Annotated in this window: 20 protein-coding genes; 12 read left to right on the top strand and 8 right to left on the bottom strand. The window is 57.7% G+C overall.

Features of this window, described 5'->3' with window-relative positions:
- Positions 1-73: 73 nt before the first annotated feature.
- Positions 74-3,154: an SMC family ATPase gene (locus tag ABJT94_RS17955; protein ID WP_348477323.1), complete on the bottom strand. Its 3,081-nt coding sequence runs from the start codon at positions 3,152-3,154 to the stop codon at positions 74-76.
- Positions 3,151-4,296 (bottom strand): exonuclease SbcCD subunit D, encoded by a 1,146-nt coding sequence (locus ABJT94_RS17950; RefSeq protein WP_348477322.1) that lies wholly within the window; start codon positions 4,294-4,296, stop codon positions 3,151-3,153. Before ABJT94_RS17950 ends, ABJT94_RS17955 begins: the two co-directional genes overlap by 4 nt.
- Before the next feature lie 289 nt (positions 4,297-4,585).
- Between ABJT94_RS17950 and ugpB the strand changes: the two genes are divergently transcribed.
- From ugpB to ABJT94_RS17905, 9 genes are all read left to right on the top strand, one after another.
- Complete coding sequence (gene ugpB, locus ABJT94_RS17945; RefSeq protein WP_348477320.1) at positions 4,586-5,887, top strand: sn-glycerol-3-phosphate ABC transporter substrate-binding protein UgpB; 1,302 nt, start codon at positions 4,586-4,588, stop codon at positions 5,885-5,887.
- A gap of 295 nt (positions 5,888-6,182) precedes the next feature.
- A complete protein-coding gene (ugpA, locus tag ABJT94_RS17940; protein ID WP_348477318.1) occupies positions 6,183-7,064 on the top strand; it encodes a sn-glycerol-3-phosphate ABC transporter permease UgpA in 882 nt (293 codons plus the stop codon).
- Positions 7,064-7,915, top strand: coding sequence for a sn-glycerol-3-phosphate ABC transporter permease UgpE (gene ugpE / locus ABJT94_RS17935; protein WP_348477317.1), 852 nt, complete (start codon positions 7,064-7,066; stop codon positions 7,913-7,915). Before ugpA ends, ugpE begins: the two co-directional genes overlap by 1 nt.
- 12 nt (positions 7,916-7,927) lie before the next feature.
- The gene (locus tag ABJT94_RS17930) at positions 7,928-9,010 is read left to right on the top strand and encodes a sn-glycerol-3-phosphate import ATP-binding protein UgpC (RefSeq protein WP_348477316.1); all 1,083 of its coding nucleotides are present in this window, start codon (positions 7,928-7,930) and stop codon (positions 9,008-9,010) included.
- Positions 9,007-9,735: a glycerophosphodiester phosphodiesterase family protein gene (locus ABJT94_RS17925; protein ID WP_348477315.1), complete on the top strand. Its 729-nt coding sequence runs from the start codon at positions 9,007-9,009 to the stop codon at positions 9,733-9,735. Before ABJT94_RS17930 ends, ABJT94_RS17925 begins: the two co-directional genes overlap by 4 nt.
- 70 nt (positions 9,736-9,805) lie before the next feature.
- The gene (locus ABJT94_RS17920; RefSeq protein WP_348477314.1) at positions 9,806-10,618 is read left to right on the top strand and encodes a DeoR/GlpR family DNA-binding transcription regulator; all 813 of its coding nucleotides are present in this window, start codon (positions 9,806-9,808) and stop codon (positions 10,616-10,618) included.
- Positions 10,615-11,406: an HAD-IIB family hydrolase gene (locus ABJT94_RS17915; RefSeq protein WP_348477313.1), complete on the top strand. Its 792-nt coding sequence runs from the start codon at positions 10,615-10,617 to the stop codon at positions 11,404-11,406. The genes ABJT94_RS17920 and ABJT94_RS17915 overlap by 4 nt, the downstream gene beginning before the upstream one ends.
- A 6-nt stretch (positions 11,407-11,412) precedes the next feature.
- Entirely contained in the window at positions 11,413-13,056 is a 1,644-nt protein-coding gene (locus tag ABJT94_RS17910; RefSeq protein ID WP_348477312.1) for a Na/Pi cotransporter family protein, read from the top strand.
- 144 nt (positions 13,057-13,200) lie between these two features.
- Positions 13,201-14,970, top strand: coding sequence for an SLC13 family permease (locus ABJT94_RS17905; RefSeq protein ID WP_348477311.1), 1,770 nt, complete (start codon positions 13,201-13,203; stop codon positions 14,968-14,970).
- 6 nt (positions 14,971-14,976) lie between these two features.
- On the opposite strand, the gene ABJT94_RS17900 is transcribed toward ABJT94_RS17905, so the two are convergent.
- The gene (locus ABJT94_RS17900) at positions 14,977-15,891 is read right to left on the bottom strand and encodes a DMT family transporter (RefSeq protein ID WP_348477309.1); all 915 of its coding nucleotides are present in this window, start codon (positions 15,889-15,891) and stop codon (positions 14,977-14,979) included.
- 221 nt (positions 15,892-16,112) lie between these two features.
- Here ABJT94_RS17900 and ABJT94_RS17895 point away from each other — a divergent pair, with 221 nt between their 5' ends.
- The 3 genes from ABJT94_RS17895 to corA all read left to right on the top strand — a co-directional run bounded on the left by ABJT94_RS17895 (position 16,113) and on the right by corA (position 19,821).
- Complete coding sequence (locus tag ABJT94_RS17895) at positions 16,113-17,255, top strand: DUF917 family protein (RefSeq protein ID WP_348477308.1); 1,143 nt, start codon at positions 16,113-16,115, stop codon at positions 17,253-17,255.
- Entirely contained in the window at positions 17,242-18,753 is a 1,512-nt protein-coding gene (locus tag ABJT94_RS17890; RefSeq protein WP_348477307.1) for an ATP-binding protein, read from the top strand. Before ABJT94_RS17895 ends, ABJT94_RS17890 begins: the two co-directional genes overlap by 14 nt.
- Before the next feature lie 117 nt (positions 18,754-18,870).
- A complete protein-coding gene (corA, locus tag ABJT94_RS17885) occupies positions 18,871-19,821 on the top strand; it encodes a magnesium/cobalt transporter CorA (protein WP_348477306.1) in 951 nt (316 codons plus the stop codon).
- 7 nt (positions 19,822-19,828) lie between these two features.
- Here the strand turns inward: corA and ABJT94_RS17880 are convergent, their stop codons facing one another.
- The 5 genes from ABJT94_RS17880 to ABJT94_RS17860 all read right to left on the bottom strand — a co-directional run bounded on the left by ABJT94_RS17880 (position 19,829) and on the right by ABJT94_RS17860 (position 24,991).
- Positions 19,829-20,797: a calcium/sodium antiporter gene (locus ABJT94_RS17880; RefSeq protein ID WP_348477305.1), complete on the bottom strand. Its 969-nt coding sequence runs from the start codon at positions 20,795-20,797 to the stop codon at positions 19,829-19,831.
- Positions 20,798-21,009: 212 nt separating this feature from the next.
- Positions 21,010-22,419 (bottom strand): FAD-dependent oxidoreductase, encoded by a 1,410-nt coding sequence (locus ABJT94_RS17875; protein ID WP_348477304.1) that lies wholly within the window; start codon positions 22,417-22,419, stop codon positions 21,010-21,012.
- A complete protein-coding gene (locus ABJT94_RS17870; RefSeq protein ID WP_348477303.1) occupies positions 22,416-23,363 on the bottom strand; it encodes a polysaccharide deacetylase family protein in 948 nt (315 codons plus the stop codon). The genes ABJT94_RS17875 and ABJT94_RS17870 overlap by 4 nt, the downstream gene beginning before the upstream one ends.
- Entirely contained in the window at positions 23,363-24,307 is a 945-nt protein-coding gene (locus ABJT94_RS17865) for a polysaccharide deacetylase family protein (RefSeq protein ID WP_348477302.1), read from the bottom strand. The genes ABJT94_RS17870 and ABJT94_RS17865 overlap by 1 nt, the downstream gene beginning before the upstream one ends.
- Before the next feature lie 12 nt (positions 24,308-24,319).
- Positions 24,320-24,991: an isochorismatase family protein gene (locus ABJT94_RS17860; RefSeq protein ID WP_127556687.1), complete on the bottom strand. Its 672-nt coding sequence runs from the start codon at positions 24,989-24,991 to the stop codon at positions 24,320-24,322.
- Positions 24,992-25,002: the final 11 nt, after the last annotated feature.

The following is a 25,002-nucleotide window of genomic DNA, read 5'->3' as shown; positions in this document are numbered from 1 at the left end:
TGTGGACTACCCCACAGGGGCTCACCCGGAAGCCGCCGCTCGTCTTCTCAGCAGACACCATTTAATTCGAAAGTCAGTTCGAAATAATCTCTATCCGACTGCCAGCCTGAGAAGGCCGCACATCTATACGCTGCGGTATCTGCTCCTTCAGTTCCGATACATGCGAAATTATGCCCACACTGCGGCCGTTAGCGCGCAGCTCCATCAGGGTTTCGATGGCCAGATCCAATGAATCGGGGTCCAATGAGCCAAAGCCTTCATCGATGAACAAAGCATCCAGCCGAATCCCGCCCGCATAGGCCTGTACTACGTCCGACAGCCCCAGCGCCAGTGCCAACGCAGCCATAAAACTTTCCCCGCCCGACAGGGTACTCACCGGACGGGATTTCCCGGTATAGGCGTCTTCGACATCCAGATCCAGCCCGGAGGCCACGTTGCCCTTGGTTCTGTCTTGACGGCGCAGCAGCTGGTAGCGGCCCTTGCTCATGGTGGTCAGCCGGTGGCTGGCTTCGATCAGTACGTCATCGAGCAATACGCTGAGTACAAACCGCTGCAAACTGATGCGCTGGCCATTTTTGCCGCTGGCAACTTCGGCCAGAGTGCCGGTTACGCCGTAGTCGGCTTCCAGCTGTTTGATTTTCTGCAGGGTTTCGGCCATGCGTTTTTTAACGTCGGTGGCGGCTTTTAGCAGGGCTTGCTGTTCATCGTAATGGCGGCTGGCGGTTTCCAGGGCGGCCTGGGTCTGTTTCCAGTCGGTTTCCAGCTGCGCCAGGTCTGGTCTGGTTTTATCGGCCAGTGCCGTTTCCTGCTGCTGAATGGACCATTTGAGCTTTTCACCGGCCTGGCGATGCTCGTCGATCTGGCGTTGCCATTGCTCAAGTTCGGCTTCGTCGTGGCGTGCCCGGGTGAAGTCGGCTTCCGTGTCGAAAGGGCTGTCTTCCAGTGCGGACTGCCAGCGCTTGGCAGCCTCTTCCAGGCCCTGCCTGGCCTCTGCCAACCGATTGGTCTGGTCCGCAACCCGTGCCTTGGCTGCGGTGAGTGTCTCACTGAAACGGTTTTGCTGTTGCTGAGCCTGCTCCCAACGCTGGCTGATCTGTTCGATGTGCCGGACAACGTCGCCCAGCCGGGCTTCCAGTGCGCCCGCTTCGCGGTAGGCTTCGGGAATGGCTTGTTCGAGGCTGTCGACCGCCTGCTCTGCGGCGGCTTTTTCGCTCACGGCTTGCTCGCGCAATGGCCTGGCTTCGGCGTCTTGCTGGTCGATCTGGCTGATATTCTGGCGGGTACTGTCCAGTTGGGTTTTGGCGCTTGCCAGTGCCTCGGCCTGTTGTTGCAGTGTTTGACGGGTACGCTGGTTGGTTTTGTAGTCCTGCTCCAGGTCTTCCATCGACCGGTCGGCGTACTCTTCCAGATCTTCCCGCAACCGCTGTGCTTGCTGGCTTGCCTCTTCAGCGCTGTGGCGGGCCCGGTCTCGGGCTTGCTGGGCCTTGCTGACGGCGGCCAACTGAGTTTCCAGTGCAGTGCGCGCCTGGGCAACCTGTTCCCGGCTAACCGGTTCGGCATCGGCTTGCGCCGGGTGTGGGTGGGCTTCGCTGCCGCACACCGGGCACGGTTCCCCTTCGTTTAACTGAGCCGCCAACTGAGCCGCCTGGCCCAAATGCCAGGCCTGCTCCTGCTTCAGCGCCTCGGTTCTCAGGGCGTCGGCGCTGGCTTCGGCGCGGGTCAGTTCCTGTTGGCAGCGGTCGGCCTCGGCGTGCTGTTTGGTCGCCGTTACATCCAGCTCGACCCAGCGGCGTTTCAGCTTACCCAGTCGGGTCAGCCGCTCCAGCAGATGCTGCAAACGCAACTGCTCGGCAGAAAGATCACCGGATTCCGCGATCTGGCGCTCCAGGCTTTGTAGCTGAGCGTTCAGGCCGGTTTTCTGTTCGCTGCGGGCCCGGGCGTCTTTGTCGAACTGTTCAACGGTTGAACGGGAGCGAGCAAGGCGTGCTTGGCCCTCCCGCAATTGCTCGCTCTGGCTGCGCAGCCGGGTCAGGGTATCCTGTTCCGATTTCAGTGCATCGACCCCGGCGTGGGCGTCTCTGGCGGCGGCGAGTTCGGCGTCGATGGCCGGTTTTTGCTGTTCCAGGTCGGTGACTGACTGCGTCAGTTGCACCAGCGTTTGCTGCTCTTTGGCCTCGTTACGCTGGCTCTGCTGCTGACGCTCCCAGACCGGACCCAGTTTTTCCGCCTGTCGGGCTGCGCTGATCAGGGCTTCTTTCTCTGTGATCGCCTTGGCCTGGGTTTCCCAGTCGCGTCGGGCCGCCTGGTCTTTGGCCAGTTGCTCAAACTGCTGTTGCAATGCCTGGCTGTCTTCGTGCGCGCGCCGGGCGTTGGCTTCCGCCTTGAGCGCCTCGGCCTGTTTGGTGCGTGCGGCGTCCACTGCCGGCGCAAGTTCTGCCAGGCGTTCATCCAGCGCTTCGGCCGTCTCCACGCCTGCCGAATCGAGATGCCCGGCCAGGCGTTCGGTCAGCTTATCGCGCTGGTTGCGGATCTCGGCCGCCTGCTCTTTCAGCCGGTCTTCAATGGCTTTGAAGGTGTGCGTCTGAAACAGCTGACTGAAAATGGCTTCGCGGTCGTTCGACGAGGCTAACAGCAGTTCGCGGAACTTACCCTGGGGCAGCACCATCACCTGGCGAAACTGGTCGGCGTTCAGGCCGGTCAGGGTTTGAATCTCGTCGTTGATCTCGCGAATGCCTTTTAACGGCAACAAGTCGGCTTGTTGCTCTTCAAACGATGTCGGTAGCAAAGCCGGGGGCATGCGCCACAGTTTGGCATCGGCCTGGCGAGTAGTGACGCCTTCGCCGCGTTTCTTGGCGACTTGCTGGATGGGCGTGCGCTCGATCCGGTAGAGGGTATCCCCGAGTTGAAAGTCAAACACTATGCAGGTGTCCAGGTCATCCGGTGCCTGGTCGGAGCGCATGCTGGCGGCTTCGCGTTCGCCGCCGGTGGTCACGCCATAGAGGGCGAAGCAAATGGCATCGAGCAGGCTGCTTTTACCGGCACCGGTTGGGCCGTTGATCAGAAAAAGGGCCGATTCGCCAAAGCGGGTGAAGTCGACCACTTCCTCGCCGGCGAAGGGGCCAAAGGCGCTGATGCTGAGACGCTGCGGCTTCATGCCTGGCCCTCGCTCTGGTGCACCGATTGAATGACGGTTTTTAGCGCCTCACGCTGGGCGTCGTTCAGGGCTTCGCCCTGGGTTTGTTCAAAGAAATCGGCGAACAGTTCCAATTCGGTGCGCTTCAGTTGCTCGCGGGAGGCCAGCTGCGCCGGGCGGTCGGGCGCCAGGCCCGGTTTTTCCAAATGCAGCACATGGGGATAAACCTGGCGCAACTGGCTCAGGGTATCGAGTATGGCGCGAGTATCAGTGAGGCGCACCAGCAGGTAGTCGTCGTTGCGAGGGTCATCTTTGCCCCCGGCCATCAGGGTATCGAACTCGCCTTCTACGATACGCAGGTCCCGCTCTGGTGTGAGTGGCAGGGCCGTGACGGTTGCCTGACCCTGTGCTGGCAGCTCTACCCGGGTGACGCCTTTCTTCTGCGTCACTTCCGAAAAGCTGTACTTCATCAGTGAGCCGGAATACCGAATGTGAGCTTCGCCCCGGAACTGGGGCGCGTGCAGATGGCCGAGCGCAACGTAGTCGAACTCGCGCATCGGTTGCCAGCGAACGGTATCGGCACCGCCCAGTGACAGCGGCCGCTCCGAATCACTTTCCTCGGCGCCGCTAACAAAACAGTGCGATAGCAGCACCCGTCGCTGGCCCGGCTGAAACGCCGCTTTGATGCGCTCAACCAGAAACGTATGGGCCTCGTCGAAGCTGCGTACATTTTCGTCGAAGACAGACCGAACATGCTCCGGCTGGCAATAGGGAATGCCATAAAACGCCACGTCGCCCTCGGCGTGGGGAATGATGACGGGCGTATCCACCTGCGCCAGGTCGCTGAGAATGTGCAGGCCGGCACCTTGCATCAGCCCGGCGCCGAAGCCCAGGCGCTCGGGGCTGTCGTGATTGCCACTGATCATGATCACCGGCACCGCCAGGTCGACGCAGAGCCTACGCAAGGTCTGATTGAGCAGGGTGACGGCTTCGGCCGGGGGGACTGACCGGTCGTAAATGTCGCCGGAAATCAGCACGACGTCGATCTGTTCCGCTTCTACATAATCGATGACCTGATCGAGCACCCCGGCCTGATCGGCCAGCAGTGACTGGTTGTGAAATTGTCGGCCCAGGTGCCAGTCGGAGGTGTGCAGCAGCTTCATTGCGTCGGTTCCGGATTCGGGTCGCCAACCTTAGCCGGTCTCGTGAGCGGATTAAACCCGTCCCTGCACGAAGTTCAAACGGAACAGGGCATTTTCGTTGGTATGTTCGTTCGAACCACAAGATGTATAAAGCGATGAAAATAAATCTCAAACGATCATAAAACTGTCATTTTTTGTCTGTATTGTCGATTTCGCTTGTCAATTATTTTCGTTCGATGCTATTTTCCATGCTCGTTCGAAAAACCGAAACAACAAACTCAAGTCACACTAAAAAGAGTGAGAACGTCAGATGAACAAGAAACTGCTAGTCCTCGCGGTCAGCGCTCTGGGCGCCAGCCAGGCTTTTGCCGAAACTGAAATCGAACTCTGGCACGCCATGGGCGGCGCTCTGGGTGAGAAAGTCGATGAGATCGTTGCTGAGTTCAACGGCTCCCAGTCCAATTACGTGGTCAATGCCACCTACCGTGGCAACTACAACGACACCATGACCGGCGCCATTGCGGCCTTCCGTTCCGGTGAACAGCCAGAAATCGTCCAGGTTTATGAAGTCGGCACCGCCACCATGATGGCCGCTGAAGGCGCTATCTACCCGATGTACCAAATGATGGATGAGCTGAGCGACGGCTTTAATCAGGAAGACTATCTGAGCAGTGTTACCGGCTACTACGCTGATGAAAATGGCAACATGCTGTCCATGCCGTTCAACAGCTCGACGCCGGTGCTGTACTACAACAAAGCCATGTTCGCAGAAGCAGGCCTGCCCGATCGCGGCCCGCGCACCTGGGAAGAAATGGATGAGTTCGGCAACAAGCTGCTGGAAGCCGGTTACGACTGTGGCTTCACCACGGCCTGGCAATCCTGGATCCACCTGGAAAACCTGTCGGCTCGCCACAACGTGCCTTTTGCCACTAAAGCCAATGGCTTCGGCGGCCTGAACACCGAGCTGGTGTTCAACTCCGATGTTCAGATTGCCCACATCGAGCAAATGGGCGAATGGCAACAGGAAGGCATTTTCAGCTACTCGGGCCGCACCAACGAAGGCTCCGCCAAGTTCTACAGTGAAGAATGCGGCATGTTCACAGAGTCTTCCGCGGGTTATGCCGGTATCAACCGTAATGCCCAGTTTGAATTCGGCGTGAGCCAGTTGCCGTACTGGGAATCGGTCATCGACACTCCGCAGAACACCATCATCGGTGGCGCCACCCTGTGGACTCTGCGCGGCCATGACGATGCCAACTACGAGGCGGTTGCAGCCTTCTTCGACTATCTGTCATTGCCGGAAGTTCAGGCCGACTGGCACCAGTTCTCCGGTTATCTGCCGGTTACCTACGAAGCCATTGAGCTGACGAAAGAACAGGGTTTCTACCGTGAAAACCCGGGCACCGATACGTCAATCAACCAGATGACCGCTGTTGAGCCAACGGCCAATTCACGTGGCCTGCGCCTCGGCAACTTCCCGCAGATTCGCGGCATCATCGATGAAGCGCTCGAATCCGTCTGGAACGGCGAAGCAACGGCTGAAGAAGCGCTGAACACAGCGACTTCGCGTGGCAACGACCAGCTGCGTCGTTTCGAGCGTGCCAATCGCTAAAGATAGTATTGGAGTTCGGGACGGCTGGGAGTCCCTGGGCCGCACCGGCTACCGGGTATGCTCCTGCGGGGTCGGCGTAAATCCATCCGTGGAGCCTAGGCCGAAACATCCATGTTTCGGACTACCCCGCAGGAGCATACCCGGCACCCGCCGCTGGCATCTTCGGCGAACTCCGAAACTTTACATTGCATGACATTACTAAGGAGCCTCCCAGCTCTTTTTAACGCCGGCACCTCAGAGCAATCCTCTCGTAGTTGCCGGCGTCCTTTTTCACTTTTGCGCAACGAGCCAAACCATGCACGACAATGCGGTTTTCAGCCATAAAGTGCTGCCCTTTTTTTTGCTTGCCCCCCAGCTGATTATCACGCTGGTGTTTTTTATCTGGCCTGCGGGTCAGGCGCTCTATCAATCTTTTCTGATTGAAGATGCCTTTGGTTTCTCGGTGGAGTTTGTCTGGTTCGAGAACTTCATCTATTTGCTGGAAGACCCGGAATACTGGAACAGTGTCCGCGTTACCTTTGTGTTCAGCGCCATGGTCGCACTGGTCGGTATGATTCTCGCGCTGTTGCTAGCGGCGATGGCCGACCGGGTGGTGAAAGGCGCTTCCGCCTATAAAACGCTGTTGATCTGGCCCTATGCGGTGGCACCGGTTGTTGCTGCCGTGTTGTGGTGGCTGATGTTTAACCCTTCCATGGGTGTGTTGCCGTTCTGGATGGGCGCCTTCGGTTATGACTGGAACCACTACGTCAATTCCGGTGAAGCGATGACGGTGGTGGTGATTGCCTCGGCCTGGAAACAGATCAGCTATAACTTTTTGTTTTTCCTGGCAGGTCTGCAGGCCATTCCCCGCTCGCTGATTGAAGCGGCGGCCATCGATGGCGCCAGTCCGTTCAAACGGTTCTGGCAAATTGTGTTTCCGTTGCTCTCTCCCACTGCTTTCTTCTTGCTGGTGGTGAACATTGTGTATGCCTTCTTTGAAACCTTCGGTGTGATTCACGCCACCACCCTAGGCGGGCCTGGCAGCTCAACCAAGACGCTGGTGTACAAGGTGTACGAAGACGGTTTTGTCGGGCTTGATCTGGGCGGCTCGGCGGCCCAGTCGGTCATCCTGATGATTATTGTGATTACGCTGACGGTCGTTCAGTTCCGTTACGTTGAGAAGAAGGTGCAATACTGATGGTTGAGAATCGCCCCTGGCTTACCGTAACCCGGCACCTGGTTCTGATTCTGGGTGTGTTTATTATTGGCTTCCCGATCTGGATTGCTCTGGTGGCTTCTACCAATTCGTCGAGCGAATTTGTCTCGGGTCTGATGCCGTTGTGGTTCGGCGAGGAAGGCTTTGGCAACTTCCGGCGTGTGCTGTCTAACGAAGAGCGCGTGCTCGGTGTCAGTGTGTCGGCCTCCTGGATGATGTGGAACAGTTTCATCATGGCCATGGTGATCGCCGTCGGTAAGATTGTGATTTCCATTCTATCGGCCTATGCCATCGTCTATTTCCGGTTTCCGTTTCGCAAAACCTGCTTCTGGCTGATTTTCCTGACGCTGATGCTGCCGGTGGAAGTGCGCATTCTGCCCACTTATGAAGTCGTCGCCAGCCTTGGCATGTTGAACTCTTATGCCGGCCTGACTATTCCGCTGATCGCCAGTGCTACGGCAACCTTTCTGTTCCGGCAGTTTTTCATGTCAGTGCCAAGCTCGCTGATGGAAGCTGCACGCATAGACGGCGCGGGCCCGTTCAAGTTCTTCAAGGATATTTTGTTGCCCTTGTCGGTCAACAACATTGCTGCCCTGTTTGTCATCTTGTTTATCTACGGCTGGAACCAGTACCTCTGGCCGCTGCTGATTACCACCGATGAGGATTACTACACCATCGTCATGGTGATCAAACGCCTGATGTCGGCCGGTGAAGGCAACATTCCGTGGAACATCATCATGACCACCACCATTCTGGCCATGCTGCCACCGGTTATTGTGGTGCTGGGCATGCAAAAACTATTCGTCAAAGGCCTGATTGAGCAGGAAAAATAAAGGGGATTGAACGTGGCCACAGTGTCATTGAAAAACATCAAAAAAACCTACGCCAACGGTCATCAGGCGATTGAGAATTTGAACCTCGACATTACCGATGGCGAAATGCTGGTGCTGGTTGGGCCTTCCGGTTGCGGTAAGTCCACCTCGTTGCGCATGGTCGCCGGGCTGGAAACCATTACCGGTGGCGACCTTTACATCGACGAGGTGCGCGTGAATGATCTGGAACCCTCCGAGCGCGATATCGCCATGGTGTTCCAGAACTACGCACTCTACCCGCACATGACGGTGTTTCAGAACATGGCCTATGGCCTGAAAAACCGTAAGGTGCCCAAAGACGAGATTCAGAAAAAGGTCGAGAAAGCCGCCGAGATTCTGGAAATCACCAATTTGCTGCATAACAAACCCGGCCAGCTTTCCGGCGGGCAGCGCCAGCGCGTTGCCATGGGCCGCGCCATTGTGCGCAACCCCAAGGTGTTTCTGTTTGACGAACCGCTGTCGAACCTCGATGCCAAACTGCGGGTACAGATGCGCATCGAGATCAAACGCCTGCAGCAGGAATTTGCGACCACCGCAATTTATGTAACGCACGATCAGGTTGAAGCCATGACTCTGGCTGACCGGTTGGTGGTGATGAACGAAGGCAACGTCGAACAGGTTGGCCCGCCGATCGAACTCTACGAAAAGCCGGCCACGCAATTCGTGGCAGGCTTTCTCGGTTCACCGGCGATGAACTTTCTCGACGCCAGTCTGAACGGCAACCGGCTGATTCTGTCGCCTGATGTGGTGCTGGAACTGAACGACCCGAACCTGCCTGACGATGCGCACGACCTCGACGTGGTGCTGGGTATTCGCCCGGAACACATGGAAGCCTGCGAGGAAACCGAAGCCGACTTCACGCTCAGCGTCGACATGATTGAACCGCTGGGTGCGGATACCCTGTTGTACGGCTATTTTCCAGGCACGGAAGCGCTGATCACCTCGGAGCAGCCTGGCAAACAGCAATTCAAGCGCGGCCACCGGCTGCCCTTGCGCGTCGACCGGGAGCGGTGCCACCTGTTTGATAAGGCCACCGGCAAGAGACTGGGTTCATGATTGCCAGCCGCCTGATCGCTCATCGCGGTGCGTCGTTACTGGCACCGGAAAATACCCTGGGGGCGATGACCAAAACCCACGAGATCGGCACACCCTGGGTGGAAATCGACGTCAACCGCCTGGGTGATGGTACTCTGGTGATGTTTCACGACGACCAGCTCGGCCGACTGACCTCGGCCCGGGGCCGGCTGTGCGACCAGCGCTGGGAAGATGTGGCATCACTGGATATCGGCAGCCATTTTTCGACGGACTACAGCGGTGAACGCATGGCGACCCTGAGCCAGGCGCTGGATCATATACAGACACTGGGGCTCGGCCTGAACCTGGAGATCAAGGTCTACCCGGAGTTTACACCCGAGCAGATTGTGTTCGATACCATTAAGGTGCTGGACACTCAGTGGCGCGATACTGACAAACTGCTGATCTCGAGTTTCAACTCCGAGGTGCTGAATTTGTTGCACCATTGGCGGCCTGACTGGCAATGCGGCCACCTGTGGGAGCGTATTCCCAACGACTGGGCAGAGATCGCGGAAGAGCTGAACCTGGTGAGTGTGCACTGCGACCATCGGTATCTTTCGGTGGAGCAGGTAAGCCAGATTCGCGCCAGCGGTCTCGACCTGTATTGCTACACCGTGAACGAGCCTGAGCGGGCAGCGCACCTTCTGCAGCTGGGTGTTGATGGTATTATCACCGACGACCCACTGTTGCTCGGCGCTAGCCGGTAACACCACAAGGGGTCACTGGCGCCCGTTGTGGCCAGCCTGAACCCTGTTTTTGCACCGGAACCGTGAGCCGATGAAAATCACAGAACGCCAACAAGCCATTCTCGACTGGGCACAGCTGCAGGAGCATCTTGAAGTGGATGCCCTGGTCGACCGGTTTGGGGTAACGCCGCAAACCATTCGACGCGACATCAACCAGCTGTGCGAAAGCGGGCTGTTGCGACGGCGCTATGGTGGCGTCAGCCTGCCCTCTTCGGTATCCAATTTGTCGTTCACCTCTCGCCAGGTGCTGAACCAGTTCGCCAAACAATCCATTGCCCGCAAAGTCGCGGCGATGATTCCGGACAACTCCTCGGTGTTTCTGGGCATCGGCACCACTCTGGAGTTTGTGGCGCGGGAACTGTCGCAACATCAGGGGCTGAAGGTGCTGACCAACAACCTCAACATTGCCTCGCTGTTGTGCAGCTGTCCCAACATCGATGTCATCGTCTCCGGTGGTCAGTTGCGCCACAACGACCACGATGTGGTCGGCCAGGAAACCACCCGCTTCTTTTCCGATTACTACGCCGATTATGGCCTGATCGGCACCGGCAGCCTCGATCCGGAGCGCGGCCTGATGGACTTCGACATGCGCGAGGCCCAGATCAGCCGCGCCATTCTGGATAACAGCCGGCACCGGGTACTGGTCGCCGATGCCAGTAAATGGGAGCGCCAGGCGCTGGCCCGGGTTGCGCCCTTTACCGCTCTGGACTGGTTCGTAACCGATCAACTCCCCGACGGCCGGGCCGACTGGCGACCCACCGCACTGACCGTTTTTGAAACCGGCAACCCGGCCGATGATTCGCACGCAGCACCTACTGACACAGAGGTCACCCCCAACGAATGAACACTCTGGATTTTAGCCAGGCGCGGTTCCTGTTAACCGACGTCGACGACACCCTGACCACCCACGGCCGACTGCTGCCGCAAACCTACCAGGCACTCTGGGCACTGGCCGATGCCGGTATTCATATCATTCCGGTGACCGGTGGCTGCGCCGGCTGGTGCGATCAGATCATCCGTACCTGGCCGGTGGCCGGTGTGATTGGCGAAAGCGGTGGTTTCTATATTGTCAAAGACCCGGAACAACGCACACGCTGGCACTACTGGCAGGATCGGGTGACCCACCGGGCGGACCAGGCCGCCATTGTGCAGACGGTCGATAATTTGGCGCTGCCATTTGAGGTGAAATACGCCAAAGACCAGTCGTTCCGGCACGTCGATGTCGCGATCGATTACAATCAGGACGCTCGTCTGACTCCGGTGCAGGCCGACACCGTGGTACACTCACTGCGACAGGCTGGGTTCAGCGTGAAAAAGAGCTCAATCCACATCAATGTCTGGCGCGGTGCCTTCGATAAAGGTGCCATGGCTCGCCGCATGCTGGCCGAGCAATGGCAACTGGCCGATACCCAGATGCAACAACAGGTCGTCTTCGTCGGCGATGCCCCCAACGATGAAAGCATGTTCGAGTTTTTCCCGAACTCGGTGGGTGTTGCCAATATTGGCCGACACCTTGAGCACATGACGCACCACCCGAAAGCCATAACGCCCTCTGCCTCGGGCGATGGGGTTACTGAACTGATACAGACCTGGCTGGCAACCAAAGGCCAGGCAACAACACTGGGACAATAACGGAACATGGGAGTTCTGATTCAACTGGCCGGCGCCATTGCCCTGCTGCTGTGGGGCATACGCATGGTCCAAACCGGTTTCAGCCGGCTGCTGGGCAGCAGGATGGAGCGTCTGCTGCGTAAAACCACCCGCAATCGCCCACTCGCGTTCAGCAGCGGTGTCAGCGCGGCGTTTCTGTTGCAATCGTCGACGGCGGTTGTGTTGATGGTCGGCGGGTTTACCGCCTCCAACATGATGACGCTTACGGCGGCACTGGCCACCGTACTCGGCGCTGAATTCGGCGCAAGCCTAGCGGCGTTTCTGCTCAACCTCGATGTTCAGGCGCTGGCATTACCGCTGGTACTGCTCGGTTTTGTCTTTTTCAAAAACAGCACAAGCCGGGCCTGGAAACACGCCGGGCGCATTACCATTGGTGTGGGCCTGGTGCTGCTATCGCTCGATCTGATTGGCCAGTCCACCTCGATGCTGAGCCACAGTGATATCACCACGCTGATCATCAACCGGGTAGAATCTGACTCGGCGCTGGCCATTACCATGCTGGCCATTCTGACCTGGCTGATTCATTCCACCCTGGCCAGCGTGTTGCTGATTGCCCAATTCGTCAGCGACGATGCGATCAGCATGAATGCGGGGCTGTTTATGTTGCTGGGTGCGAACCTCGGTGGCGCCATGCCCGCGCTGGTCGCCGGCTGGTCACTGAACCGCAAGGGCCGACAGGTGGTGATTGGCAATCTGATCTTCCGCGGTATCGCCATGGTACTTGGCTTGCTGATTTTGACCCTGACGGCCGGGCATCTGAGCGATTTCCTGCCCGGCGGCTCTGTTGGCATCGTCGTCGCGCACAGTCTGTTGAATCTGATCAACGGCCTGCTGCTGCTCCTGTTCCTACCCTGGTTGTTGCCGCTGATCAGCCGCACAGCCCCCGGCGAGGAAGAAGGCACCGATTTGTCGCAGGAAGACGAGATGCCCATTTATCTCGCCATCGACGATATTCACAATCCGCGCCGGGCAATCGCCAACGTGCGCAACGAGGCGATGCACATTGCCGATGTTGTATTTCGCATGCTGAACAACAGCATGGATGCGTTTGACGACAAGGATCTGGCCCGCCAGATCAGTGAACTCGACGACGACATCGACCGGCTGCATCGCGAGGCACTGAATTACATTCTGTCGATCGATAAGTCGGATCACTCCCATTCGACGCAACCGCTGCGCCGTGAAATCATCATCTACATGACCAACCTGGAACACATTGGCGACATCATCGATGCCAGCCTAATGCACCAGGCGCGCACCAAAGTGCGCAACAATGTGGAGTTCGATGCGGAAGAAAAAGCCGTGCTCAACCGATTGCACGATGAGTTGGTCGACGCGTTCCGCCTGTCGCAGGCGGTTTTTACCAGCGATAGCCTGACCCTCGCCCAGGACCTGCTCTCGGTAAAACGCAACTACCGCACCGAGATCATGGCGGCACGCCATGCCCACCTCGACCAGTTGGGTGGTCACCACTCAGAGAACTTGTTGTCGACGCAGATATTCATCGACGTACTGCGCGATATGCAGCGCATCTGCTCCCACCTGACCGCCGTGGCCTACCCGGTGATCAAGCGCAAGAAAGCGGAAGTGGCTTCTGCCTCGGGCGATTGACTGTGGAGATAACCCGTACCAGCGACCGGGTTTCCAGTTTGAGCCTTCTTATATCAATTAGTTACCTATAGATTCTTTTTAATTCATTTATAGAATCATCGCCCTTGGTTACTCTTGGGGTTTTCCAATCGGGAGCACCCCTGAATGACCTGGCAAGGCTGCGCCACCATTGCACTGGCACTGATCGCCCTGGCGACGATGGCCAGCGGCCGCTATGCACCGCACTGGGTGATGCTGGCGGTGATGATTGTGCTCAGCGCCAGCGGCATCATCAGCCCCGAAGCCGCCCTGGCGGGGTTCAGCAACACGGGTCTGATGACCGTAGCAGCCCTGTTTGTGGTCGCCGCCGGCATTCATAATTCCGGTGGCGTCGATGTGCTGGTAAACCGGTTTCTGGGCCGGCCAACCTCTCCGCGCCGCGCCCAGGCACGCATCATCTTCCCGGTCGCCCTGCTCAGTGGTTTTCTGAACAACACTCCGGTCGTTGCGACGCTGATACCCGCCATTCACGCCTGGTGCCGCCGCATTGGCATTGCACCCTCCAAACTGATGATTCCTCTAAGCTATGCGGCCATTCTGGGGGGCACCCTCACGCTGATGGGCACCAGCACCAACCTGGTGGTTAACGGACTGTACCGGGATCTGACCGGTGATACCTCGCTGTCGCTGTTTTCCATTACCGCCATTGGCTTACCTGTGGCGCTGATTGGCCTGGTCGCCATCATCTGGGTCTTTCCCCGGGTTTTGCCGGAGCGGCAGGATGCCCAGAAATTTGGTTCACTGCGGGAATTTACGCTGGAAGTGCGGGTGAACCCGACCGGGCCTCTGGTGGGAAAAACCGTTGATTCGGCTGGCTTGCGTAACCTCGACCGCTTATATCTGGTTGAGATTGAACGCCAGGGCAGCGTGGTGACGGCGGTGCCCTCTGAAGAACGACTGATGGGTGGCGACCGCCTGGTGTTTGCCGGCGAAACCCAGGCTATTTCCGATTTGTTGCGGATTCAGGGCATTGTGCCCTCCACCCACGACGACGAGCCCAGCCTCGACCAGCACCGGGCCGAACGCCGCCTGGTCGAAGCCGCCCTGTCGCCCCGCTCCGATGTTATCGGCCAAACCATTCGCGACGCCCGCTTTCGGGACCGCTTTGGCGCCGTGGTGTTGGCCGTGGCCCGACATGGCAAACGGGTTCAGGGCAACCTCGGCAATATTCGCCTGCAAGCCGGTGATGTGTTGTTGCTGGAAGCCCGGCCCGCTTTTGTAAGCCGCCAGCACTACGCGCAGGACTTCCTGTTGATCAACGATCTGGAAACCGAACGGCCGCGCCACGATAAAGCGGGCCTCGCCTGGGTGATACTGGCTGTCGTGGTGTTGAGCGCCACCGTCGGCTTGCTCAGCATTCTCAACGCCGCCCTGCTCGGCGCATCGGCGATGATTGCCACCGGCTGCCTGCGGGTCAGCCAGATTCAGAAAAGCCTCGATGCACCGGTATTGCTGACCATTGCCGCCTCGTTCGCGCTCGGCAACGCGCTGCAGATTACCGGTGCGGCCGGAGTCATCGCCCAGTGGCTGGTGTCGCTGAGCGGCGGCGACACCTTGCTGATGCTGATTATGGTGTATTTTACCGTCTCGGTACTGACCGAAATCATCACCAACAACGCCGCAGCTGTGGTTATGGTGCCGATTGTATTGTCGATCACCACTGCCGCGAACGTGGCCGCCGAACCCTTCATCATCGGCGTGATGATGGCCGCCTCGGCCAGCTTCGCCACCCCACTTGGCTACCAGACCAACCTGATGGTGATGGGCCCGGGCGGCTACCGGTTCAGTGATTACCTGAAGGTCGGTTTGCCAATGAATATCCTCATAGGCGCTTCGACTCTCGTGGTGATCAGCCTGCGATATGGGTTGTTCTAGGGAGTCTCATGCCTTACGCATCAGGCTCAGCCAAACGATGCCACCCAGTACTACCGCACCGCCCACCAACTGAACCGGGGCCAGCACCTGCCCCAGAATCACAAAGCCAAACAACAGCGATGCTACCGGCTCCAGATTCATTACCGGGGCATTTCGAGTCATGTTGAGTCTGGGCACCAGAACAAACAACACCGTTGAGGCGGTGCCATAGAGGGCGGCCAGGCTGGCCAGGGCGACCCAGCCGGACTGGCTTTGAGGCAGATCCAGACCACCGGGCAAAATGCCCAACAAGCCACCTGTCGCCATGAGTGCCAGCACAGTCATCATGGTAAAAACGCTGCGAACGGCTCCCGGTAGCCGGGAAAGCCGGTTCTCGGTGACCCAGATGGCCACTGCGAAGAACAAGGCAGCTGCTTCCGCCAACACAACACCCGGCAACCAGTCTGGCCCCATGGCTGTGGGGTCGGATAGCCAGGTGCCCAGGTCGAGTACCATGATCAGGCCAATCAGAATCACCACCATTATCGCAGTAAGCCGAACGGTAGGCCGTCGACCGCCCAGCACCCAGGTCAGCAAAGCGTAGAGAATAGGCCAGGTGTTCACCAGCAACAGCGCCACCGCAACGGGAATGCGCGCCACGGCTGAATAAAGACACAGGCTTTGCCCGGCGATCATCACGCCCAGCATCAGTTGCCAGCGGCGCTTTCCAGGCGGTATTGCGAGCCGGTGTCGTTGCGCGATCACCAGACTGACCATCATCAGAAAAGCGATACTGCCACGCGTCAGAATGGCCAGTAACACGCCTGTGCCATCATCGAACGCCACTCGGGCCGCGACGTGATTGGCGGCGAACAAACAGGCGGCTGACACCAGAATGGTTATAGCCAGCGGCCGGGATAGATGTTGTGTAACGTCAGACATGGGCTGATGTTAACTCATTTACTGTCTGGCTCAGGCTTTCATTGTTAACTTTAAATGGTTCTCCGCTGTTTTCTGGCGTTTTTCCACTAGTACCGGACGCCACATCCCCCTAAACTGAATTGAGCACCCATTAATGCGCTGTCCGTAGCGAGGCCAAAACCGGGCATTTGCTTGTGGCAGTCACGACCAGCGTAACCACAATAATGACCCGGAGGATGGGGATGCCAACCGTTCTGAATTTTGACGATCTGGACAACCTGATCGAAGGCGCCGCCTTTATGGGCAGTGGCGGCGGAGGCCCTTTGCCACTGGCACGCACCCTACTGGCCACCATGAAACAGCAAGGCATGACCCCCACTCTGGTTGAATGGGGTGAGCTGCCTGCCAATTACAGGGTAGCCACGACGGCTGGCATTGGTTCACCGAATGCGGCTGAATCGGTCAAATCCCCCTTTACCATCGCGCCCAAACGCATGATCGAAGCGCTGGAAGCCGCCCTGGGGTACTCGATAGAGTGCCTGATCCCTGGCGAAACCGGCCCGATGAACAGCCTGATTCCAATGATGGCCGCCGCTCAACTCGGCAAACCGGTACTGAACGGAGACGGTGCGGGAAGGGCCATGTCAACGCTGGCGATGAGCACCTTCAATGCAGTCGCACCAATACAGCCCTACCTGCTGGGCAATGAAACCACGACTCAGAACGACCAGGTTACGGCCAATTTAACCGTTCATACCCCGCAACAGGCCGACGCCCTGACCCGGGGCATCGTCAGTGAAGCCAGCTTCGGCTCCAGCGGTGCTTTTGCCACCTGGCCTTCGACCGTCGGCGCGCTTGAGAAAGTGGCGGTGCAAGGCTCGGTTGGCCAGGCGATGGATGTCGGCCGCTTACTGAAACAGGTACGCGCACTGGGAGCAGACCCGGTACCCGCCTTACAACAGTACTTTGGCAGCCGTATGCGTTGCCTCTATTCCGGCAAGCTGACCCAGGTCGACAGCCATACTGCCCAGGGCTTTGACATTACCCAGGTACGAATGGCCAGCGATGGCCAGCCGGGGCTGACGCTCTATGCTTTGAACGAATCGATGATGGCCTGGCGCGACGATCTGGCTCACCCCCTGGCCGTCGGGCCAGATAGCCTGTGCTGGGTTACGGAAGACGGCGTGCCCTTCTCCAATGCCTCCCTGAATGACTACCTGAGCCCAACAGCACCTACCCTGCACCTGATTGGGCTTAGTGCCGTTCCCCAGTTGCTGACGCCCAGTATTCTGGCGGCCTATCGGGCTGCGCTACTGCCTATGGGGTACCCGGGGCCCTACCAGCCGTTGTCTTACTGGGAAGAAGCTGAACATGGACGTCATTGAGCAGCTGTTTTTCCGGGGAATGTGGCAAAACACCCGGGACACCATGTTCCTGATTCTGGTGAAAGACGATGACTTTTTCATCCACAACATCAACCCGGTGCTCGAAGCCGCCGTTGGTGTAACCAGTGATCAGTTGAAGGGCACCCGGGTTGCCGATTTCCTGCCGGATCACAAGGTGCAGATTGAACGGTACCGTAGCTGTCAGCGTGAAGACAAAGCCATTTATTATGAAGAGGCCGGAGTCGCCCCCGATGGCTCGGTTCACTACTTCCACACCATGCTGGTGCCTGTGTGGCACGAGGGTAACCAGTACCTATTTGGTTCCTCGCGCAACATCGATGACATAAAGGAAGCCGAAACCATTCTGGCCCACGCCAAAGAGGAGGCGGAATCAGCCAACCGGGCAAAGAACCTGTTTTTAGCCAACATGAGCCACGAATTGCGCACGCCGCTGAACGGTATTGTTGGTACTGTGTCGTTGCTCCGTGCACGCAGCCAGGACCCGGAATTGCTCGAAAACCTCGACCTGGTGGAGCGCTCAGCCGCCGCTATGGAACGGTTGACCGCCGATATTCTGGATCTGTCGAAGATCGAGAATAACCGGCTCGATATCGATCTGGCCCCCTGCAACCTGCGGGAACCCATTCGTGATTCCTTTGTACTGGTGCAACAGCAGGCGGAAGACAAGCACCTCGAGTATTGCTGTGTGGTCGACGACAATCTGCCCGGTCTGGTTCTGGCCGATGCCGCACGCGTTCGTCAGATACTGTCTAACCTGTTGACCAATGCCATTAAATTCACCGACAGCGGCAAAGTGGAGCTGGCGGTTCATTACGAGCAAAAAACGCCTGAGACTGGCATCGTCAACTTCAGGGTGAGCGACAACGGCATAGGTATTCCCCAAGAAAAACTGGCCAGTGTCGGCATTCCGTTTTACCAGATCAGCCCGGAGCGCAATCGAGGGCATGAAGGCTCGGGCATTGGGTTGTCGGTGTGCAAATCGCTGGCGGAACTGATGGACGGCCGCTTTCACATCGAAAGCCAGGCGGGCCAGGGCACCGAGGTCAGCGTTCACCTGCCGGTGAGTATGGTGCAAAACAGCGCAGATTCAGATCAGACACCGCAGCTGGGCATCCCTGGCGGGCTGAGCATTCTGGTGGCGGAAGACAACCCGGCCAACCAGATCATCATACGGCGCATGGTTCAATTCCTGGAGGCCGATGTCGAGGTGGTGAATACCGGCCTGGCCGCAATCAATCGCATTCAGGAAAAAGCCTTCGATCTGGTGTTAATGGACATCAACATGCCAGAGATGGATGGCATCACCGCTACCCAAAAACTTCGCGCACTGGGCTACACTCTGCCCATTGTTGCGCTCACGGCAGCGGTTATTGATGAAGAGCGCCGGGCCTGTTCTGATGCCGGCATGAACGGCTTCATTCCGAAACCCGTTCGTATCGAAACCCTCAGGGCAGCGATTCGTAACGCGCTGCCCTGACCAAACCGGTATGGCACCAAGACCACATGGTCATGCATTAGCCGCTCGCCAGGGGTGAGTTTGAACGGGGTTCCCGGTACAGTAGAGATACCCGTATGACGCTCAGGATTCTGCATCATGTTGCGACTGTTTAAGCTCGACCAGAACACCATTCACCAGTTACCTACCGATGAACTCACGGAAAAGACCATCGCCGGTGCTGACTGGCTGGACGCCCACGAACCCGACTCTGGCGAGCGCGACCTGATCAATGCGCTGTTGCGCTCAGACTTGCCACAAAGCAGCGATGTGTCACAAATTGAATCCTCCGCCCGCTACTTTGTTGACGACGAAGGCGTTCACGTTCACTCCCTGTTTTTAAGCCACTCGGAAGGCCGGCATAAAACCGCGACGGTTGCGTTTATTCTGCAACCCAAACGCCTGATCACGGTGCGCGAAGGCAAACTCGCCGACTTTCGCCTGCTGCGTCTGCGCGCACGGCGCGGTCAGGTAGAAGCCGCTTCTCCATCCGACCTGATGATGACCATTTTCGAACAGAAGGTGGAGAATCTGGCTGACTTTATTGAAGACATTCACCGGGATCTGGAAGGCGTCAGCAAGGTCGTTCTTGAAGAAGAAGATTCCGACCTGGAATGGGCCATTGACCAACTGGCCAAACTGGAAGACAGCAACGGCAAGATCCGACTGTGTTTGATGGATACACAACGCTCACTGACGTTTCTGCAACGCCAGGTGCGCAGCCGCCTCTCCAGCTCAGAGTTGTGCAATGAAGTACTGCATGACATTGAAACCCTGCTCACCCACACCAGCTTTCTGTTCGATAAAATCAACTTTCTGATGGATTCAACGCAGGGGTTCATCAACATCAATCAGAATAAAATCATTAAAACCTTTTCCATCGCAGCGGTGGTGTTTCTGCCGCCTACTCTGGTGGCAAGCGCCTACGGCATGAACTTCAGGGTCATGCCGGAACTTGACTGGATGCTGGGCTATCCGATGGCGCTGGTGTTGATGTTTGCCTCCGGCATAGCCCCCTATTTATTTTTCAAACACAAAGGTTGGCTATGATCACTGATCAAACGAACAGGGTACTGATCAGATAGCCGGTATAGGCCAGATACGCGACCAACAGAGCCCCCCCTTCGACCCGGTTAATTCGGCCCGGGCCGCGAAAGCCGTACCCGAACACAAAGAGCATCAGGGTCAGACCGGCCATCACCATGATGTCGCGGTAAAACACCTCCGGACCAACAGCCAACGGGCTGATCATGCCGGCAATACCTACTACGGCCAGTGTATTAAACAGGTTGGAACCGATGATGTTGCCCAAAGCAATGTCATGCTCCCCTTTCCGTGCAGCAATAATCGACGAGGCAAACTCGGGCAGGGAAGTTCCGACGGCCACGATAGTCAGGCCAATGATCAGATCACTGACCCCCAGGCTCTGGGCAATGGCTACAGCGCCCCAAACCAGTATGCGCGAACTGATGATCAGTAACACGAGGCCAACGCCCAGCCACATAAGAGCCCGCTTCAGCGGCATGGGTTCTGCCGACAACTCCTCGACCATCTCGGTAGCCAGGGCATCACCCTGCTGCTTCATGCTCTGGCGAATGGTCCAGCCCATAAGGCCGGCAAACACCACCAGTAACACCAGAGCGTCCAGCCGGGTTAGCTCGCCGTCCCATATCTGCCAGCCTGCCAGCACTGTCACCGCCATTAAAATAGGCAGCTCTTTGCGCAGTACCTGAGAGTGCACGGCAATCGGGCTGATCAGCGCGGTAACGCCCAGAATCAACGCGATGTTGGTAATGTTCGAGCCATACGCATTACCCAGCGCAATGCCCGGATTTCCCTGGCTTGCCGCCAGCGCTGAGACCACCATCTCCGGGGCGGAGGTGCCAAAGCCGACCACGACCATACCGATCAATAACGGCGGCATGCCGAAATGACGCGCCGTTGAGGACGCGCCACCGACAAAACGGTCAGCACTCCAGACGAGCAGAATCAGGCCGAAGACGATGGCAAGAATGGGTAGAAACATGTTGATTCCCTGGTGTGCGTTTGCAGAGGCAGGCTCGAATGAGCGCTACGTGGCCGGGCAACCCGACAAAGGGCAGTGTAGTCAGAAAAACGGCGTTTCACAGGTGGATTTATCTGAATAGAATCGCCAGCGTCGGTTAAAAAAAGAGCCGGCGTAGTCAGCGCTGGCCCTGTTTGCTGGTTTCCATTGAATTCGCCTTTATGGCGACACTGTCAAGGCGGGTCAGCCAGCATTGCGGCTGCCGTCCGACCGGCAATGCCCCCCATCACAATGGCATGCAACAACCCGTTCCCTGACAAATACCCGGTATCGTTACTGCCCGACACACCCCGTGCGGCACCTCCGGCTGCTAACAGATTCGGTAAAACGCCACCGGTGTCATCAAGCACCCGGCCGCCGGGGGTAATCTCAAGCCCCCCCTGGGTATGGAACAAGGCTCCGGTTACCCGAATGGCGCAGTAAGGCGGCTTTAACAGATCCTGCGCCGCAAAGGTGCGCCCGAATCGATCGCTCTGGCCACTCTCAGCCAGACTCGCCATCTCGGAAAACGTGGACTCCAGAACGGCCAGGTCCATGGTCAATGCATGAGCCATGTCTTCAAGGGAGTCGAAGGTCTTGACCGACCGCGTCGCCATCGCATTCTGATAATCCTCAAAGCGAGTCAGATAGTCGTGAATGCGATGATCGTAGAGGTTCCAGGCATACTGGGTCGGCTGCGCCAGGACCTTGGCGGCTTGTTCGGAGTACCCGCCGTGCTCGTTGGAAAAACGCTCGCCGTGAATGTTGACCTGAATACCGCCTTGCATCATCACCGCCCAGGAAATGAGGGTTTGCGGTGGGTCGGCCAGAGAGCCGTGCCCCTGAAAAGCCCCCAGATCTTTCAAGCTGGCTCCCAGTTGTTCGCCCCACCGAATGGCATCGCCCTGGTTCCCCTCATGCCCGTAATACAAGGCGCGCTCCATCTGTGGCAGGTACTGTTTGACTAGAGACTGATTACCGCCATAGCCGTTACATGCGAGCAACAGCGTATCGCAGCCCAACGTTTCACGGGAGCCATCCGGCTGTTCATAGGTCAGGCCGGTAATCCGGCCTTCGGTATTCGCATAAAGATCCGTCACCAGCGCATCGGTAATGATGTCGATCCCCGCGTTTTCGGCGGCCGTGAGCAAGGCACCCATCAACTCTTCGCCGGTTCGGCGAGGTGTACAGTGCATGCGTTCGGCGCTGTGACCCGGATACAAAAACCCTTGCACCAGTTCGAACGGAATGTTGTGACGGTCTGCCAGCCATTCGATGATGCCCGCAGACTGTTCGGCGAGGGTGTTCACAATCGCCGGGTCGGCTTCGTGGCCATTCTTCTTTTGAATGTCGGTGGCCATCAACTCGGCGGAATCGACGACACCGACGGCTGTTTGAAAGCGGGTACCGGCCGCGGGCACAAATCCGGAGGACATGGAGGTACTGCCCCGCGGGAAGGCATCGCGTTCAAGCACCACCAGCTCAATGCCAGCTTCCTTGGCCGCCAGTGCCGCCACCAGACCACAGGCACCAGCGCCGACAATGACCAGCGGCATGCTGAAGTCGAAGCCTCCCGATTCAACCCCGGTATGCACTGTACTCATGACGATGCCTCGCGACCTGAATCCTGTTGTGTCTGAAAGGCCCTCAGTATCTCTCCTGAACCGGCCTGCCATACAGCCTCATGTCCGGAGATGTACTCCAGAATCGCTTCAAGGCTTGCGATGCGATGCGGTTGCCCCATCATCCAGGGGTGGATGTTCAGACCCAGCATCCGACCACCCTGAGTAGCCGACTCTTCCATCAGAAAATCAAAGGCGTCTTTTACCTGTTGCACCCACGAATCTTCCGAATGCAGGTTATTGCCAATGACGAACTGATCTTCAAGCTCAGTGGGCAGCGGCATCATCATCAGGTCGCCCTGTTCGGAGCGGAACGGATACGGCATGTCGTCGTTGACCCAATCGCAGCAGTACCGAACGCCTTCAGCAGTCAACAAATCCGGCGTGTTCTCACTCTGGTTCTTGGCCGGACTCAGCCACCCTTCAATGGACTGACCGCTGTGCTTGCGAAGCGTGTCGAGCGTGCGTTTGATCTGCTCGGCTTCTTCGGTTTTATCCTGCCCCCCGTAGTGCAAATGGTCCATGTTCCAGCCATGGGCCAGCAATTCTGCACCGGTATCGGCAAGCCGACTTAACAGGCTTGGGTACCGTTCTGCAATTTGTCCGTTCAGCGCGAAGGTGGGCGTGATGTTGTACCGGTCAAAGGCTTTCAGAAAGCGGTAAATCCCTACACGGTTGCCGTAATCGCGCAATGAATAGTGTCGCAGATCCGGATAAGGCATGGTCATACCGTTGGGCACCTTAAACGGAATGCCGCGCTGGTTGAGCGGATAGAACTCAACCGATACGTTCACCCACACCGCCAGTCGTTTGCCATTGGGCCACTGAACCGGAGGGCGATCGGTCAACATCGACCAGTCGTAGCGGTTGTGGTCATTGCCGTACTGGCGCCAGGGGTAGGCGAGGTAATCGTCTGGCAAGCTCATCAGCGCTGCCCTCCGTTTTGCCGGGCGATCGCAGTGCGGGCGTCATCATAACCGTTGGCCAGATAATGCTCGGCAATCTCCCGCCCGGTTGCCACCCACACGTCCGAATGACCGGTGATGTACTCCAGCGCTTCTTCAAACGCCTTGATCCGGTGCGGGCAGCTTATCTGGTAATTGTGCGTTGGAATACACATCACCGTGCCCGATTCGGCCCCTTCTTCATACAAACGATCAAAGTGCCGCTTAAGCATGTTGAGGTAATGACGCGGCTCTACCTTATTCACCGCGTAGACAATGGTGTCATTCATCTCAAGCGAATAGGGCATGGATATAAAGCGTTTTCCCGATCGCACATGCACCGGCGTGGGCTGGTCGTCATGAAACAGATCACAGGTATAAAAACCGGCGTCATCACCGAACAGTTCAGTGCCCACTTCGGCAAAGAGATCCAGGGTGTGCTCCGAATGCGACAACGCCGGCGCCAGATAACCCGCACACTTTTGCCCGGTGTGGCGATGAATGGTCTCGATACTGTCGCGGATCATCGCCCGCTCCTGATCCTCGCTCATGTTGTAGGTGTAGCGCGTGTTGTAAATGCCATGACTGAAAAATTCCCAGTCTCGCTCCATACAGGCGGCAATGATTTCAGGGTGGTGGTCGCACAGCGCAACCGATAAGGATACCGAACCGCGAATGCCGTATTTTTCCAGCAGATCCATCTGGCGTTTATGGCCGACCCGATTACCCCAGTCACGAATGCTGTACCCGGGCACCGCCGGGTTCGGTTGCGGCCAGGCTTTTCTGGATGGATTGGGTGGTGGATTCAACTCGTAGAATTCAATATTGGGGGCCACCCAAAACGCCACCCGGGCACCGTTGGGCCAACGTATCTTGGGCCGGTTCTCGTAGGCGTAATAGTCGTAGGCGTTCAGTGATTCCATCATACGGAGCCTCTCTTACTTGGCGATTTCCTGATCCAGCCAGGTTTTTACATCCGCGACGGTCATCACGTCGGCGTACTTCAGATGCAGATCCGTTAAGTTTGCGTAGTGGTAGCTTTCGTGTTTATCCGCCACGCATTCTTCCGGAACGATGGTTCTGTACCCTCGTGACAGGCTCTCGACCGCCGTGGCGCGAATGCACCCGGAAGTGGAGCCACCGGTAATGATCACGGTGTCCACCTGGTGCCAGACCAGCAATGACTGCAACGGCGTTTCAAAAAAGGCGGAGGGCATGCGCTTGGTGTAGATCGGCTCTGTTGTCGGGTCGATGTCGAGCCGGTCATCAAACTCGGCCCGCTCTGACCCGTGCTTGATGTTCTGCAGCGAATCCGGTGTGTCGGTTCGGGTTCCCCAGACACCGGCGTCGTCGGCGTTGTCCATAAAGGCGACATGCGTCCAGACGACCGGCCAGCCGAGTGTCCGAAAGCGTTTTACCAAATCCATGACGTACGTCATCTGATTGGGGTCGTGTTCATACGCGGTTTTAAACAAATCGGTGCGGGTATAGGCTTTTTGCGGATCCACATTAACCAGCACCGCTTTCTTGCCAAACCCGAAGGGTACGCGCTGCGGATTGGCCATCACTTCGTGAAAAATTTCTTTTGCCGTCTTGTCGGTGGTAATCATACGTCGCCTCC

The sequence above is a fragment of the Saccharospirillum sp. genome (genome assembly GCF_039982735.1).
GTDB lineage: Bacteria > Pseudomonadota > Gammaproteobacteria > Pseudomonadales > Natronospirillaceae > Saccharospirillum.
The sequence above is the reverse complement of the archived record's forward strand: the minus strand, read 5'-3'. Positions and strand labels throughout refer to the sequence as shown.